The 15,221-nt window shown below is 72.6% G+C and carries 13 protein-coding genes; 4 read left to right on the top strand and 9 right to left on the bottom strand.

What is annotated here, in order from left to right; all coding sequences use genetic code 11:
- Positions 1 to 42: 42 nt before the first annotated feature.
- Both ABTW72_RS09400 and ABTW72_RS09405 read right to left on the bottom strand, forming a co-directional pair.
- Positions 43 to 264 carry a hypothetical protein gene (locus ABTW72_RS09400; RefSeq protein WP_030335934.1) on the bottom strand — a complete coding sequence of 74 codons (222 nt, stop codon included), beginning with the start codon at positions 262 to 264 and terminating at the stop codon, positions 43 to 45.
- A gap of 284 nt (positions 265 to 548) precedes the next feature.
- A complete protein-coding gene (locus tag ABTW72_RS09405; protein WP_350856372.1) occupies positions 549 to 1,643 on the bottom strand; it encodes an NYN domain-containing protein in 1,095 nt (364 codons plus the stop codon).
- Positions 1,644 to 1,862: 219 nt separating this feature from the next.
- Here ABTW72_RS09405 and ABTW72_RS09410 point away from each other — a divergent pair, with 219 nt between their 5' ends.
- The gene (locus ABTW72_RS09410) at positions 1,863 to 3,899 is read left to right on the top strand and encodes a glycosyl hydrolase family 28-related protein (protein WP_350856375.1); all 2,037 of its coding nucleotides are present in this window, start codon (positions 1,863 to 1,865) and stop codon (positions 3,897 to 3,899) included.
- Between the two features lie 42 nt (positions 3,900 to 3,941).
- On the opposite strand, the gene ABTW72_RS09415 is transcribed toward ABTW72_RS09410, so the two are convergent.
- The 5 genes from ABTW72_RS09415 to ABTW72_RS09435 all read right to left on the bottom strand — a co-directional run bounded on the left by ABTW72_RS09415 (position 3,942) and on the right by ABTW72_RS09435 (position 8,343).
- Complete coding sequence (locus tag ABTW72_RS09415) at positions 3,942 to 4,400, bottom strand: MmcQ/YjbR family DNA-binding protein (protein WP_350856744.1); 459 nt, start codon at positions 4,398 to 4,400, stop codon at positions 3,942 to 3,944.
- Entirely contained in the window at positions 4,349 to 4,978 is a 630-nt protein-coding gene (locus ABTW72_RS09420; protein ID WP_350856378.1) for a CG0192-related protein, read from the bottom strand. Before ABTW72_RS09420 ends, ABTW72_RS09415 begins: the two co-directional genes overlap by 52 nt.
- 13 nt (positions 4,979 to 4,991) lie before the next feature.
- Positions 4,992 to 6,083, bottom strand: a complete 1,092-nt coding sequence (locus ABTW72_RS09425) for an SRPBCC domain-containing protein (RefSeq protein ID WP_350856381.1) — start codon at positions 6,081 to 6,083, stop codon at positions 4,992 to 4,994.
- Between the two features lie 68 nt (positions 6,084 to 6,151).
- The gene (locus tag ABTW72_RS09430) at positions 6,152 to 7,201 is read right to left on the bottom strand and encodes an NAD(P)H-dependent flavin oxidoreductase (protein ID WP_350856384.1); all 1,050 of its coding nucleotides are present in this window, start codon (positions 7,199 to 7,201) and stop codon (positions 6,152 to 6,154) included.
- Positions 7,202 to 7,230: 29 nt separating this feature from the next.
- Positions 7,231 to 8,343 carry an NHL repeat-containing protein gene (locus tag ABTW72_RS09435; protein WP_350856387.1) on the bottom strand — a complete coding sequence of 371 codons (1,113 nt, stop codon included), beginning with the start codon at positions 8,341 to 8,343 and terminating at the stop codon, positions 7,231 to 7,233.
- Between the two features lie 143 nt (positions 8,344 to 8,486).
- Here ABTW72_RS09435 and ABTW72_RS09440 point away from each other — a divergent pair, with 143 nt between their 5' ends.
- Positions 8,487 to 9,452 carry a hypothetical protein gene (locus ABTW72_RS09440; RefSeq protein ID WP_350856390.1) on the top strand — a complete coding sequence of 322 codons (966 nt, stop codon included), beginning with the start codon at positions 8,487 to 8,489 and terminating at the stop codon, positions 9,450 to 9,452.
- A 63-nt stretch (positions 9,453 to 9,515) separates the two neighbouring features.
- On the opposite strand, the gene ABTW72_RS09445 is transcribed toward ABTW72_RS09440, so the two are convergent.
- The gene (locus ABTW72_RS09445; RefSeq protein WP_350856393.1) at positions 9,516 to 10,625 is read right to left on the bottom strand and encodes a ricin-type beta-trefoil lectin domain protein; all 1,110 of its coding nucleotides are present in this window, start codon (positions 10,623 to 10,625) and stop codon (positions 9,516 to 9,518) included.
- Between the two features lie 348 nt (positions 10,626 to 10,973).
- Between ABTW72_RS09445 and ABTW72_RS09450 the strand changes: the two genes are divergently transcribed.
- Together ABTW72_RS09450 and ABTW72_RS09455 are read left to right on the top strand one after the other, a co-directional pair.
- On the top strand, positions 10,974 to 13,256 hold the full coding sequence (locus ABTW72_RS09450) for a M64 family metallopeptidase (RefSeq protein WP_350856396.1): 2,283 nt from the start codon (positions 10,974 to 10,976) through the stop codon (positions 13,254 to 13,256).
- Between the two features lie 82 nt (positions 13,257 to 13,338).
- Positions 13,339 to 13,611, top strand: coding sequence for a hypothetical protein (locus ABTW72_RS09455; protein ID WP_350856399.1), 273 nt, complete (start codon positions 13,339 to 13,341; stop codon positions 13,609 to 13,611).
- 225 nt (positions 13,612 to 13,836) lie between these two features.
- Here ABTW72_RS09455 and ABTW72_RS09460 read toward each other — a convergent pair whose 3' ends face one another.
- Positions 13,837 to 15,105, bottom strand: coding sequence for an Nramp family divalent metal transporter (locus ABTW72_RS09460; protein WP_350856402.1), 1,269 nt, complete (start codon positions 15,103 to 15,105; stop codon positions 13,837 to 13,839).
- Positions 15,106 to 15,221: the final 116 nt, after the last annotated feature.

A 15,221-nucleotide genomic window follows, 5' to 3' on the forward strand; every position in this document is an offset into this window, starting at 1 on the left:
GGCTGGAGCCCGGGAGCGTTGCCGACCCGGCCCGGTGCCGGATCAGCGCTGCTTTAGCTCGCGCCAGGATGGGTGGGTGCCGCGCCAGGCGTCGGCGAGGATGGCCGCCGAGGCCCGGCTTGGGCACTGCTGCACCCGCTCACGACCCGACGCCCCACCGATCTGGGCGCGGACCTCCCAACCCTGCCCGTCAGTACGGATGTACACGTCCCGGCGCCCGCGCGGGGTCGTGTCTCCGTTCCACCAGTGCTCCTCCACCTTCATTCGCCGACCGTATAGCAATTCCCGCGCCGAGGGTACGGCGCAGGTATGCCCGGACCGGGGCAAGGGCGACAATCCAGGCGCATTTCGGGCCAACCGTTGACGGTTCGAAACCATAACGGGCGGTTCTCCCGCTCCTGACTTGCGAATCAGGAACCGCGCCCCACTCTGTCCCCTCCCCACAACTCCCACCCCCAGTCCATGTTGATCGAGAGGTTCGCGTCACGAATCGCGTTCCCGGTGACGCGAACCTCTTGATCAACACGAGATTTTGCGGGGCGGCACGGTCAGGTCTGGGTTGTCAGGAGATAATCGTCGGCCTCAGGGCTCCAGCGCAGGTCCAGTACGCCGGCGGTGGCGGCGGCCTTGCAGAACTGCAGGAAGCTGCGGTAGCCGAGCTTCTTCTCGCTGAAGTCGGGGCGGGCCCGGCGCACCTGGTTCTTCAACCCGGACAACGCCACCGGGTTGCCGCCGCTGCCCAGATCGGCCACGACGCCCCGGAGTAGGCCGAACGCCACCTCGCGGTCACCGTGCTCGGGCAGCGAGACCTCGGGGTCACCCTTCGCCGGGCCCTCGCCCAGCTCGATCACGTTGCGCTCGGCGAGGTGGCGCAGCAGTTCGCCGAAGGTACGGAAGCCGTAGTCGGACTCGCTGAAGGTGGGGTCCTTGCGCAGCAGGGTGCGCTTGAGCCGGGAGGCGGTGACCTCACCGTTGGCACTGCCCTGCAACCCGGCGACCGACTGGGCGACGAGCACGGCGAGGGCGTCCACGTCGCGGCCGGGCTCCTCCCCCGCCGGGCGACGGTCCACCTCCGGCTCGTGCTCCCGCTCCGGCTCGGGTGGGCGCTGTTCCACGCCGGCCTGCCGGGTGGTGGGACGAGCGCGCCGGCCACGGGCCGGCGGGATGTCCACGCCCTCCAGGCGGTCGTAGTACAGGAACTCGTCGCACGCCGGAGGAAGCAGCCCCGAGGTGGACCCCTCGACCCCGACGCCGATGACCCGCTTGTTCAGCTCGCGCAGCTTGTGCACCAGCGGGGTGAAGTCGCTGTCCCCACTACAGATCACGAAGGTGGAGATGTAGTCGCGTTCGAACGCCAACTCGATCGCGTCGACGGCCATCTTGATGTCCGCGGCGTTCTTGCGGGACGCGCCCATCCGCTGCGGGATCTCGATCAGCTCGACGTGGGACCGGGTGAGCATCCGGCGGTCCTCGTCGAAGTAGGACCAGTCGGCGTACGCCCGGCGGACCACCACCCGACCTCGTTCGGCCAGCGCGTCGGCGATGGGCCGGAAGTCGAAGGCCGCGCCGCCGCGATGGTCGCGCGCGCCCAGCGCGAGGTTCTCGTAGTCGAGGAAGAGGGCAATACGGTCTTCTTGATCCACGCGGACCAGCCTACGCCGGGCGTGACCTGGTCGGGGCGGGCGACGCGCGACACCTCAACTCGACGACCGTCCATTTCTTGCGGCCAGACACTCGTTTATTTTCATTGCTCGATAGGTGTCTTGCAGTGCCCTGTCTGGTGCTGCATCATGACGATCAATGTCGGGCGTCGGGGGAACGCCGGGCGGACCTCCACCACCACCCACCCAGGAGGGTCACCGATGTTTCGCAGCCTCACGCCCGCGCGGGGACGCCCCGGCCGGCCCAGCGGCACCGCCGTCGCGCTCGCGGCCGGTCTCGCCGTGCTGGTCGCCGGGCCCACCGCGGCCGCCGCCAGTCCACCCGCGTCCGCCGGCGCGCAGCCGGTGGTCACCCGGGCCGCCCTCGATCCGGCGCTGGTCGCCGGACGCGGCGCGGACGTCGACTTTCTCGAGCAGGAAGCGGAGAACGCCCGCACCAACGGCGAGATCATCGGGCCCGACCGGACCGCCTACACGTTGCCCGCGGAGGCTTCCGGCCGCCGGGCGGTCCGGCTCACCCCCGGGGAGTACGTGGAGTTCGTCCTGCCCAGCGCGGCGAACGGGATCACCGTGCGGTACAGCATCCCGGACGCGCCGCAGGGTGGTGGGATCACCGCGCCGCTGCGGGTCGCCGTCAACGGCAGCCACCTGCGCACCATGACGCTCACGTCGCAGTACTCGTGGCTCTACAACCAGTACCCGTTCACCAACGACCCGCAGGCCGGGCTGCTGCACCCGGACTGGTGGATCACCGAGTGCCAGTGCGTGCCGTCGGCCACCACGCCGTACCCGAGCATCGACAAGCCGTTCCGGCCCACCCACTTCTACGACGAGCAGCGGCTGCTGCTCGGACGCACCTACCGGGCCGGCGACAAGGTCCGGCTCACCGCGCCGCCCGGTAGCGCCGCCGCCTGGACCGTCATCGACCTGCTCGACTCCGAATTGGTCGCGCCGCCGCACGTCCGGCTGCTCGCCGCGAACGTGCTCGCGTTCGGCGCCGACCCCACCGGCCGGCGGGATTCCGCCGACGCGCTGGACCGGGCCATCGCCTCCGCTCGGCGCGCCCACCTGAAGGTGTACATCCCACCGGGCACCTACCAGGTCAACCGGCACATCATCGTCGACGACGTGACCATCGAGGGCGCCGGCAACTGGTACACCACCATCAAGGGTCGCGAGGTCGCCCTGCCGACTCCCGCGCCGGACGGGTCGGTGCACACCGGGGTCGGGTTCTACGGGCGGGACGCCGCCGACGGCGGAAGCCGTAACGTGCACCTCTCCGGCTTCGCCATCGAGGGCGACGTGCGGGAGCGCATTGACACCGACCAGGTCAACGCGATCGGTGGGGCGATGAGCGACTCCACCATCGACGGGCTCTACCTGCACCACACAAAGGCGGGCCTGTGGTTCGACGGCCCGATGCGCAACGTCCGGGTCACCAACAACATCATCGTCGACCAGATCGCCGACGCGCTCAACTTCCACACCGGTGTGACCGACTCCCTCGTGTCGCACAACTTCGTCCGCAACACCGGCGACGACGGCCTGGCGATGTGGTCGGAGAAGACGGCCAACGCACGGAACACGTTCGACCACAACACCGTGCAGTCACCGACCCTGGCCAACGGCATCGCCATCTACGGCGGCACCGACACCACGGTCTCGCACAACCTGGTCGCCGACCCGGTACGCGAGGGCAGCGGCCTGCACGTCGGGGCCCGATTCGGCGCGGAGCCGTTCACCGGACACCTGCGGTTCACCAACAACACCACGGCCCGCGCCGGCACGTACGAGCTGAACTGGAACATCGGACTGGGCGCGATCTGGGTCTTCGCCCTGGATCGCAGCATCGAGGCGCCCATCGAGGTGACCGGCGACGCGTACCTGGACAACACCTACAACGCGATCATGCTGGTCAGCGACTGGCCGGTGAAGGATCTCTACTCGATCTCCGATGCGCGGTTCCGGGACGTCCGGGTCGACGGCACCGGCACCTCGGTGGTCAGCGCCCGCGCGGCCGGGTCCGCCTCGTTCGCCAACGTGGACGCCCGCAACGTCGGGGCGGTCGGCGTCAACAACTGCGGATCGTTCCACTTCACCCCGGCCGGTTCGGAGTTCACGCTGACCGACCTCGGCGGCAACGACGGCGGGTGGCTCGCACCGTGGCTGCTGCCCAACACCATCACCTGCGACGACCGGCCGCCCGTGTCGCCGCCGCCGCCTCCGGCACAGTGGTGACAGACGGTGGGCGGCCCGGGAAGTCGGGCCGCCCACCGTCTGTCAGCTGCCCAGCCGCTGCCGCGCCAGGAACTTCGGCACCACCATCCGCCACGCCTCGGTGACCAACTCGGTCATGTGATCGTGGTCCAGTCGCGCGGCGTGGCAGCACATCCAGTGGAAGCGCAGGTCGGCCTCTCCCGGCAGGAAGAACAGCTCCGGGTCGGTGGCGACCAGCCCGGCCCGCTCCTGCTTTGGGAACGCGAAGCTCATCGTCGCCTCGTCCCGCGAGAAGGCGACGTAGACCATCGACCCAACCCGGAACTTCACCCGGTCCCGGATCAGGTGCTCGCTACTGCGCGGCAGCGTTCGGGCGAGAGCCCGCACATCGGCGACGGTGACCACGTCCCGACCGTACGGCCGTCCGGTCCCCCCGTCGACCGCGACGAGCGGGTCGGGCGACCGGGACGTCAGCGCGCCCGCACGTACGCCAGCGGCACGCTCGTCGGTTGCCCGTTCCATCTGCCGAGCAGGGTGGGCCCGGCGCTGTCGGCAGCGCCGGGACGGCGGACGACGACCAGCTCGACAGTGTCGGTGTCGATGAGCGTCCTGTCCTCATCGACCACCCGACGCACGACGCCGAACGGTGTCGGGTTGGCGTCCCCGGCGCCGTCGACGACGACGGTCACCGTCGGCTCCCGCACCTCGCGCCGGCCGTCTACTTCGAAGTACTGCTCCGCCTGGCCACTGCCGGTGAGGATCGCGTGGGCGAGCGCGGCCGCGTACACCGGATCGGCGCAGCCGTCGTACACCCAGCGCCGGCCGAGCACCGAGTGCTCGGTGGTGCCGACCAGCCAGGCGTCCGCACCGTCGAGGGGCGCGGCGCGGTAGGTGAGCGGAACATGGTGGACCGGCCCGTCCGCGGCGCCGACCAGCATCGTCTCGATGCCGACCTCGCCGGCCGGGTCGTCGAAGCGGTAGGCGCCCCGGCTCACCACCTCGACGCCGGTAGGTCCGGCGTACCACTGTCGGTCCGGCAGCCAGGCCGTCAGCAGGTCCAGCTTCGTGGGGTGCAGGGTCGCCCTGTGCAGCAGTGCCATGACGGCAGCCTAGTCAGAGGCCCGCGCACTGTTGCCCGCCGATCGTGCAGCTCTCCGGCTCCCGGGCCTTCGGCCGGCTGTCGCGGACGTCGAAGCTGATCGTCTGGGATCCCCCGGCCGCCACCGCGGCTCCGGTGAAGGTGATCACCCGTCCGTCCTGTCGCCAGTTCGCGCCGTCGACGTCGTCGACGGTGGTGCCTTCGGCGAGGGTGACCACCACGGCCCAGTCCGCCACCGGTGCGCCGCCGGGGTTGCGGACCACGATCTGGCCGGTGTAGCCGAACAGTCGGTCGGATTCGGTCTCGTAGCGGGCCGTGACGGGCGTCGGTGGCGGAGCCGGGGTAGCCGACGCGGGCGTCCGCGACGGCTTCGCCGACGGGGTTCGGCTCGGCCGGGCGGTCGCCGACGCGGTGGTCCGCGAGGGACGCGCCGAGGGGGTCGCCGCGGGAGCGACGGTGGTCCTGTCGGCCGTCACTGTCGGCGACGCGGTCGCGGTCGGCGTGGGCGCGGCGGCCGGCTTCGGGTCGGGCGGCAACGTCACCCATGCCGCCGTCCCCGCCACCAGCACGGCTCCCGCGAGCACGGCGACCAGGGTGCGACGCCGACGGGGGTTGCGGCCGGCCCTGCCCCGTACGCCGATCAGCGGCAGTTCCGCGGTCATCCCACCGTCGGCTCGGCGCAGGTCCACCTGCTGAAAGGCGAGCCAGTCCAGGATGGCCGGCAGCCGTACGGTCAGCGCCTGCCGGAGCTGTTGCTCGCGCGGCTCGTGCTGCCCAGCGGACCACGCGCCGTGCGTGCTGACCTCCCGTACCTCCAGTCGGCAGCCCTGCTTCGTGGTCGTGACCGTGCAGGTCAGCTCGCTGAGCCGCCCGGCCTCGTCGCAGGCCAGCACGAGAAGGTCCGGCTCCTGCCGCTCGGTCACCTCGACCTCGACGTTGGCCTCGAAGCCGGGCAGGCCGGCGGTGTGCAGCAGCATCCGGTCCGGTACGCCCTCGACCATCTCGGCCTCGGCGAACCACCGGCCGAGCAACTCCCGATCGGTCAGAGCGCGCCAGACCCGCTCAGCCGGGTGGGACAGGTCGACCTGGGCACCGATCTCGATCACGGCGAGACTCTAACGGGTTGCCCGCCTGGCCCCGTCCCGCCCGCCCGAACCGGTTGCCGGTGTCCTGCTCAGCCCCAGCGGCTGGACCGCTCGACCACTGTGGCCAGCGCGGCTCGGGCGCCGGCGCTCACCTCGGCGACCACCTGCGCCGCCGGCACGTCCCGGGCCAACGGGTGCGCCTGCCCGGCCCACAGGTTGGCCACCGACGCGTCCGCGTCGCGCCGGGCGGCGGCGAGCAGTGGACGCGTCAGGTGCAGCACCTGGGGGTAACCGCTCGGTGCCACCGCGTCGTGCTGGCGCAGGAAGTCGTTGGCCACGCCACGGGCCCGCTTACCGGTGTACGCCCGGGTCAACGCGGTCGGCGCGGCACTGGCCACCGCCGCCCGGTGCATCGGCGAGCTGCCCGCCTCCGGGCAGCGCAGGAAGGCCGTGCCGAGTTGCGCGGCGGCAGCGCCGGCAGCCAGCACGGCGGCCACCGAGGGGCCGTCGACGAGGCCGCCCGCGGCCACCAACGGCCGGTCACAGCGGGCGGCGGTCAGCCGGAGCAGCGGCAGCAACCCGTAGTCGTCGTCGTCCGGCAGGCCGCCGCGATGCCCGCCGGCCTCGGTGCCCTGCACCACCACCGCGTCCACACCCAGGTCGACGGCGGTGGTCGCGGCGTCCGGACGGGTGACGGTGGCCCACACCTCGGTGCCCCGCTCGCGCAGGGCGGTCACCGTCGCCCGGTCGGGCAGCCCGAACACGAAGGACACGACCGGGACCGGGTCCGCGAGCAGTGCGGCCAGCTTCTCCGGGTACGCGTCGTCGCCGCCCACCGGCTCGCCCAGGCTCACGCCGCGCTGCGCGGCCTGCGGGGCGAGCCGTTCGGCGTACGCCCGGACGGCGGCCTCGTCGACGCCGCCGGGGCCGGGCAGGAAGAGGTTCACACCGAACGGCCGGTCGGTACGCGCGCGGACCTCGGCGACGTCGGCGACCAGCCGGCCGGTGTCGATCATCCCGGCGGCGAGGAAGCCCAGCCCACCCGCGGCGGACACGGCGGTCACCAGCGCGGGCGTGGACGGGCCACCAGCCATCGGGGCGGCGACGATCGGGTGGCGCAACGTGGACAGGACGGACATCCCCCCATCCTGCCGCAGGCCCGGCCCGCTCACCGGCGCGCGGTGTGCCTCCACCACAGCACGCCGGCCAACCCGAGCAGGACCAGCAGTGTTCCCGCGCCGAGGGCGAGCGGCCAGGTCCGCCCAGCTCCGCCGCCGAGCTCCCCGGCAGCCGGGCGGACCGCCGTGGGCGACACCGGGTCGACGGACTCCGTCGAGGGCGCGGCCGTGGCCGTGCTGGCGGTGGCCGGGTAGCGCAGGATCGTCGAGCGGGTGCCTGCTGGTTGACCGGCGGACTCGGAAACGGTGAGCAACGACCGACCGTCGCGACTGTAGGTGATCGACTCGCCCTGGGGCTCGTCCGGCAGCGGGGTGATCCGCGGGGTGCCGGTGGTCAAGGCGCGGACCACGTCGCCGTCGGGCACGTCGTACTCGAAGGCGTCGGCGTAGCTGCGCAGCACCACCCGCCGTCCGTCCGGCGCGTTCGCCGCGCCGGTGATCACCCCGCGCCCCAGGAACGAGAACGGGTTGCTGGTCGTGGTCGAGGGCACTGTCACCTGGCCGAGCGCGGTCAGCGGCGTCGTCGCGTCCGACCGCAGCGCGGTGGCCGGCGCGTACAGGAAGACCGTGCCACTGCCGCCCTTCGTGACGATCAGCGGCCGACCGGACGCGTCGAGCAGCAGCGCCTCGGCGTCGTGCGGACGGTCCGGGTAGGTCATCCGGTGCAGCACCGGCTGCTTCGCCCCCGAACCCAGCCGCCACACGCCGACCGTCGGCCGGGAGCGGTCGTTGTCACCGATGTCGGCGACCCAGACGGTGCCGTCCCGGCCGATGGCCAGGTCCTCGGTGTCGCGGGGCCGGGACGGGAAGGAGACGGTGCGCACCACCGCGCAACGCTGGTCGAGGAAGAAGATCCGGCGGCGGGCCTCGTCGTCGGCCCCGTCGTTGATCACCACGTACCCGTCGTCGGTGGCGACCATCCCGGAGATCTCGCGCAGCCGGTCGTCGCGCACCTGGCAGACCGGCGTCCCCGCCGCCGCGGCCGCTGTGGCAGCGCCCGGCACCAGCACGACGGCCGGCGGCACCACGCCCGCTAGCAACGCGGTCACCACCGCCCCCGCACGAGCACGCCGCCCCCAGGTCAACCGTCCACGTCCCCGCATCGCCCACCCTCCTCGTCGCGGCCGTGACGGCCACCCGCCCATCCTGGCCGATCCCGGCCACGGCCGGCGGTCATCGGGGGGACGCGCCGGGCCCCCTGGGGGATGTACTGTCGCTCCGCCTGATCTCAAGCCGGAGGGTGGACATGTCCGTGAGCGACACCGCGCCCGCCACCAGGTTCGGACGGCGGCTGCTGCGCCGCCTCGGCCGCCCGGCCGGTGGCCCCGCCGTCGCGTGGGTGCCGCTCGCCGCAGTCGTCTGCGGCCTCTTCACCGGCGCGCTGGCCAGCCGGGCCGCCTGGGAGACGTCCCGACCGCAACCCGACCGGACCGAGGCCGCCGCCGTCCTCACCGAGGCCTTTCCCGGCCACGACCTCGACGAGATCGACACCCCGCCGGCGCTCTTCGTCGTCTACGGGCACGCGCTGCGCCTGGGGACCGTCAAGACCCTGGTGTTCGGTGACGGCGGCGAGTATCAGGAGAGCGCCACCGGCGCCTTCGCCCTCGGCGCGCCACCGGCGCCCGTCGCACAGATCGTCACGGTGGCCCGGGACCGCCTGACCGGTGGCGGCTGGCGGGTGTACGACCCACAGGTGTCCGATCGCGTCAGCTGCGCGGACAAGATGTGCGCCACCCCGCAGGCGGTCACCGACACCGCGCTGACCGCCCGACGTGGCGACACCATCCTGAACGCCTCGATCTCCTCGCAGACAGCCGTCGACGCCAGCTACCTCTCGGTCGAGCTGCACCGCGCGCCACCGCCCCTGGTGGTCCCCGCCGGAGTGCTCGGCACGGTGCTGGGCGCGGTGGCCGGTTGGCTGGTCTTCGGCTGGGTCAGCCGACGCACCGAGGGACGCCGTAGCCGCGGTGCGGTGCACGGCCTGATCGGTGTGGCCACGGTGCTGTGGTGGCTGCCGGTGCTGGTGAGCGTCCCGTTCCTGCTGCGGCACCACCTCGGCGAGCCGCACCCGGCCTGGCACCCGTACTGGGAGTGGCTGGGCCAGCCGACCGCCTCGCTGCTCTTCCTGGTGGGTGCGGTGTGCGCGCTGCTGGCACTGGCGCTGGCCGCCGGAACCCGCCGGAACACCACGCCCGAGGCGACGGCCGACTGACCGGTAGCGGCCCACCCAGGGCCGGCCCCCGTCGGGTGCACGTGGACCGGCCCTGGGCGTCCGTCAGCGGACGGACCAGCGCTGCGCACCGGTGCCATTGCACGTCCAGAGCTGCGTGGTCGTGCCGTTGGCCGTGCCGGCGGAGGTCACGTTGACGCACTTGCCGGCGGAGGTGAGCACGATCGAGCCGTCCGTACGGAACGTGAAGCGCTGCGCGGCGGTGCCGTTGCAGGTCCAGATCTGCACCTTCGTGCCGTCGGCGCTCGCCCCGCCGTTCACGTCCAGACACCGATCGCCGTAGACCCGCAGCTCCCCTGCGGCGGTGCGGGTCCAGCGCTGGTTGGCGCCACCGTGGCAGTCCCAGATGATCGTGGCGGTGCCGCTGGTGGTGCTGGCGCCGGAGACGTCCAGGCAACGCCCGGAAGCGGGGTTGAGCAGGCCGACCGCGGTGCCCACCGGCGGCCCGCCCGCCGGGACCAGGCTGCCTGGCACCGACTGCAGCGCGGCGTACCAGCGGGCCGCCATCTTGTCGTACCCGCCGGCGTTGGGGTGGACGCCGTCGGCGAGGTCGGCGGTGGTGAGCGCGGCGTGCATGTCGACCAGGTGCACCCGGCTGCCCTTCTGCGCCACGATCCCGGGGATCGCCGCGTTGTACGCCTGCACCCGGGCCTCCCGGTTCGGGTCGGACTCCGGGGTGATGGTGGCGACGAAGACCTCCGCCCCCGGAGCCGTCGACCTGATCTTGTCGATGAGACCGGAGAGGCGGGCCGGAGCGTTGGCGAGGTCGTAGTTCTGGTTCACGTCGTTGGTGCCGATGTGCAGCAGCACCGTACGCGGGTCGGTGGCCTGCAACCAGGTGACGATGTTGGCGTCGAGCTGGTCGATGCGCCAGCCGGAGTGGCCCTCGTGGTCGTGGTCACCGAGACTGGCCGGCCCGTTGAACCCGGAGCCGACGAAGTCGACCGTGTAGCCGCCGCCAGCCAGCCGCTGCCACAGGTTGATCCGGTACCCGCCGGGCACGTTGAACCCGTCGGTGATCGAGTCTCCGAGTGGCATCACGCGTACGCCACCGTTCGACTCGGCCTGGGCGGGTGCGACCGGGGCCAGCGCCAGCACGGCACCGAGGGCGAGCCCGAAGGCCCCGGCGGCGGCCCGTCGTGCGTTCCATCGCATGGTTGATCCCTCTCCTCGAAGGTCGTCTGGGACCGTCGGTGGCAGGCCATCCGCCGACAACGACGACCACCCGGACGCATCCATTGATCCTGAGCGATGGGCTGTTCAGGCTGAGCCGATTCTGGCGCGGCGCGAGCCGAACGCCGGACTGGCTGCGCCGAGCGGTCCAGGGGGCCCCGCTTCCGACTGCCGGCCTTGACGTCCGCCGAGGACCGCCGAGGGTTACCTGTCGGTGCGCAGACCGGTACGGTCCGAGATGTCCACGGTCACGGCAGGCCCGGACGACGGCGCCCCGCCGGGCCCGGCGCCCGGCACCGCCAGGCCGACCGGCCATGGAAGGGGCGCAGGGTGCGGATCAAAGTGGGGTTGTGTGTCGTGGCGCTCGTCGCGGCGGGACTGACGGTCGGCACACCGGCCGCCGCCGCACCGTCCGCCGTCCCGGTGGCCGGCGCCACCGTGGTGCCGATCCAGGTCACCGGTGACCCGGCGACGCGGTTCAACCTGGTGCTGCTGGGCGACGGTTACACCGAGGCCGACCTACCCACCTTCCGCGCACACGTGGACCGGCACCTCAACACCCTGTGGACGATCGAGCCGTTCAAGTCCTACCGCAGCTACTTCAACGTCTACACGGTGGAGATCGTTTCAGCGGAGTCCGGGGTGGACTGCGACCCCGGCCTGTCCGCGCCGCGACGCGACACCGCGCTGGGCATGGGCTTCTGGGGTGGTTGCAACCCGGCGAGCGTGCAACGTCTGCTCACTGTCGACGGTGCCGCCGCGAACGCGTACGCCGACCTGGCGGTCGGCACCAACCCCGGCAACCGCCAGTTGGTCGCGCTGGCCAACAGTGGCACCTACGGTGGGGCCGGCGGCAGCAACGCCACCGCCTCCGGCGGCAACGCGCTCTCCGCGCTGATCAGCCCGCACGAGCTGGGGCACTCGCTCGGTGGCTTGCAGGACGAGTACGACTACTACGGTCGTGGGGTGCCGGGCGACACCTACAGCGGGCCGGAACCGGACTCGGTGCACCACACCGTGCTGACCGAGCGGCAGATGCGCGACACCCGGGCCAAGTGGTGGCGCTGGTTGGGTGAGCCGAGCGAGGCGGGCGGAACGATCGGCCGCTACGAGGGCGGCCTGTACCTCCAGCGTGGGGTGTGGCGACCGAGCCGGCACTCGATGATGAAGTCGCTGGGCTTCTACTTCGACCAGGTCGGCCGGGAGCGGATGACCGAACGGATCGCCGCCCGGGTCGGCATCGTGCAGGGCGGTACGGCCACCGACCAGGCGGTTGGCGCGGACCGGCTGCTCTGGGTGGACACCCTGCACCCGGTGAGCCACGCGCTGACCGTGACGTGGTCGGTGGACGGTAGGGCGGTGCCGCGTACCGGCAATGCCCGCCATCTGGACCTGCGGAAACTACGGCTCTCTCCCGGCCGGCACACGGTGACCGCCACGGTGACCGACCCGACGGAGTTCGTCCGCGACCCGGCGGTCCGCAGCTCACCGGCGCTGACCCAGACCCGCGCCTGGACCGTGGACACCGCGGTGCGTACCCCGGCGGTGGAGTCGCCGCTGGCGATCACCGCGTCCACAGCGACCGACCGGCCCGTCGGCGCGCACGATGTGGTGTACGTGCGGACCAGCCAGCCCACCGATCGGGTGCCACGCGTGCGCTGGACGCTCGACGGCCGGCCGGTGGCCGACACCGGCACCGACCGGGACGTTGACCTGGGCGCGCTGCGCCTGTCGCGGGGTACCCACCGGCTGACCGCCCGGGTGGACGAGCCGGGCACCGGGAGGGCGGTGACCCGCACCTGGACGGTGGACGCGACGCGGCCCGACGTGGCGTACGCCCTCTCCGAGCCGCTGCTCACCGTCACCCGGCCCGGCCGACCCACCGAGTACGTGTACAACGGCCCGTTCACCATGGGGTTGACCGGCACCGACGACGGCACCGGTCAGGTCACCTCGGAGTTCCGGCTCGACGGCGACGGGTGGCACAACTACTACGGCTGGCCCACCGATGCCCGATCGCCGTTCCTGTTCACCGCCACCGGCACCGACGTGGACGGCCTGGTCTACGGCAACCTCGGCTCGGGCGGCCTGTCCGTGTCCCCGTTCGCTGAGCGGTCTCCCGGGTACGGCCGGCACCGCGTCGAGTACCGGGGCATCGACGCCGTCGGCAACATCGGGTCGGCCCGCGCGTTCGTGGCCACGCTGATCCCGCCGCCACCGGCCTGCACCACAGTGGTCACCGGCCGACACGCCGGTCCGCTGACCGTCACCGCCGGTGTCACCTGCCTGCGCGCGGCCACCGTGACCGGCCCGGTCACCGTCGCGCCCGGCGCCGCCCTGGTCGCCCAGGGCTCCTCGATCGCCGGGAACCTGACGGCGTCCCGCGCCACGGCCGTCGAGGTGCTGAACACCGAGGTACGCGGCGCGGTGGCGCTGACCGGCACCACCGACCACGTCACGATGGTGGGAGCCCGGGTGGCCGGGCCGTTGGCGCTGGCCGGCACCGCATCGGCGCCCATCCTCGCCGGCGGCCAGGTGGGCGCGTTGGCCTGCTCGGGCGGCCCGGCCCCGGTCGACCTGGGGGCGCCCACCACGGTGCGGCCCAGATCTTGAGCAGCGTGGCGGCGTGAGTGCGGCGCTGGCGGGTAGGCAGCGGCCCGGCGGTATGTCGACACCCGCCGGGTGGGAGGCTCCGATGAGCACGTACCGGGACGAACAGGGCGGCACGTTCCCTCCGCCGGAGGCGGATGCCCTGGAACAACGGCAGGACGCGTTCGACGTCGGGCCGCCGGATCGGGTGTCGGGCGACGTGGACCCGGAGGCCGCCGAGGCCGACCTGGCCGAACAGGGTGCCTTCCCGGCGGGCACGCTCGAGGAGGTGACGTCGCTGCCAGCCGACGCCGACCCGGCGGACGCCCTCGAACAGCGCCAGGAGATCCCGGCCCGAGACGAGGGGCGTCGCACCTGACCACACCCGCCCAAGCCGGCCAGCCGCCCACAGGGATCCGGCCACCCACACGGGGTCCGGCCCGACATGGTCGCTAACGGGTTGTACCTGCGAGTCATAAATGACTCACAGGTACAACGCCCGTGGAGGGATGTCCGGGGGCGCTCCACTCACGCAGGTCGTCCGCGTCAGCGCGCCCGGCCAGGCGGCCGGCCCTGCTCACGCCGGCAGCACCGACCAGCCGGCTCAGCCGGCGACGACCTGCCAGAGGAGAAACGCGTTGAGCGCCACCACCAGCACGGCCACCAGGGACGCGGCGGCGGTGGTGAGTGGGTGGTTGACCAGGTTGCCCATCAGGTCGCGTCGGCGGGTGAAGGCGACCACCGGGATCAGCGCGAACGGGATGCCGAAGCTGAGGATGACCTGGGACAGCACGAGCGCCCGGGTCGGGTCGAGGCCGATGGCGAGCACGGCCAGCGCGGGCAGCAGGGTGACCAGCCGACGCAGCAGCAGCGGTATCCGCCGACGCAGGAAGCCCTGCATGATCACCTCTCCGGCGTAGGTGCCGACGCTCGTGGAGGCGAGCCCGGAGACCAGCAGGGCGACGGCGAACCCGAACGCGGCGGCGGTCCCGATGGTCTGGCCGAGCCCGGCGTGCACCCCCTCCAGGCTGTCCGCACCGCCCGGTCCGCCGCCCCGGAAGCTGGCCGCGGCGATCAGCAGCATGGCGAGGTTGACCGCGCCGGCCGCGCTCAGGGCGAGCAGCACGTCGGTGCGCTGGCCGCGGAACAGGATCCGACGCTCGGTGTCGTCGGCGGCGGGAATGCGGTCGCGGGTGAGCGCGGAGTGCACGTAGATGACGTGCGGCATGACCGTCGCGCCGAGGATGCCGGCGGCCAACAGCACGCTGTCCGTGCCCTGTAGGCGCGGCACCATGCCCGCCATGGCCGAGCCGGGATCGGAGCCGGAGGCGAGCAGGTTGGCGGCGAAGGCCAGCACGATCACCCCGAGCAGGACGGCGATGGCGACCTCGAAGGCGCGGTACCCGCGCGAGCGCAGGGCGAGCACGGCGAACGCGGCCGTGCCGATGATGATCCCGCCGGGCAGCAGAGGGATGCCGAAGAGCAGGTACAGGGCGACCGCGCCACCGATCACCTCGGCCAGGTCGGTGGCCATGGCGACCAACTCGGCCTGCACCCACATCACCCGGTTCACCGGCCGGGGAAGGCGTTCCCGACACAGCTCGGGCAGGCTGCGCCCGGTGGCCAGACCCAGCTTCGCGGTGAGCGTCTGCACCAGCATCGCCATCAGGTTGGCCACCACCACGACCCAGACCAGCAGGTAGCCGTAGCGGGCGCCGGCGGCGGAGTTGGTGGCGAAGTTGCCGGGGTCGACGTACGCGACGGCGGCGACGAACGCCGGGCCGAGCAGGATCAACCGCCCGCGTACGCGGCCCCGGGCGCGAGCGGCCTGTAGTGGAGTCGCCCTCGACGTCGTCAGTTCGTTGGTGACCACCGAACACCTCCCCGTCCACGCGGATCGCTGCCGGTCCCTTCCCCCCGGGCTGACCCTTGGGTGCCAACAGGTGGCCTGCCAGTGCCACCACGGTCCTGCCCGCCGCTCCGGGCCCC

Source organism: Micromonospora sp. NPDC127501 (assembly GCF_040302185.1).
Taxonomy (GTDB): Bacteria; Actinomycetota; Actinomycetes; order Mycobacteriales; family Micromonosporaceae; genus Micromonospora.

Bases quoted from the DNA above. Each gene is read 5' to 3' on its own strand.
- ABTW72_RS09400 (WP_030335934.1), bottom strand. From the start codon at position 264: ATGAAGGTGGAGGAGCACTGGTGGAACGGAGACACGACCCCGCGCGGG.
- ABTW72_RS09455 (WP_350856399.1), top strand. From the start codon at position 13,339: ATGAGCACGTACCGGGACGAACAGGGCGGCACGTTCCCTCCGCCGGAG.
- ABTW72_RS09435 (WP_350856387.1), bottom strand. From the start codon at position 8,343: ATGCGGGGACGTGGACGGTTGACCTGGGGGCGGCGTGCTCGTGCGGGG.
- ABTW72_RS09440 (WP_350856390.1), top strand. From the start codon at position 8,487: ATGTCCGTGAGCGACACCGCGCCCGCCACCAGGTTCGGACGGCGGCTG.
- ABTW72_RS09410 (WP_350856375.1), top strand. From the start codon at position 1,863: ATGTTTCGCAGCCTCACGCCCGCGCGGGGACGCCCCGGCCGGCCCAGC.
- ABTW72_RS09415 (WP_350856744.1), bottom strand. From the start codon at position 4,400: ATGGAACGGGCAACCGACGAGCGTGCCGCTGGCGTACGTGCGGGCGCG.
- ABTW72_RS09445 (WP_350856393.1), bottom strand. From the start codon at position 10,625: ATGCGATGGAACGCACGACGGGCCGCCGCCGGGGCCTTCGGGCTCGCC.
- ABTW72_RS09430 (WP_350856384.1), bottom strand. From the start codon at position 7,201: ATGTCCGTCCTGTCCACGTTGCGCCACCCGATCGTCGCCGCCCCGATG.
- ABTW72_RS09420 (WP_350856378.1), bottom strand. From the start codon at position 4,978: ATGGCACTGCTGCACAGGGCGACCCTGCACCCCACGAAGCTGGACCTG.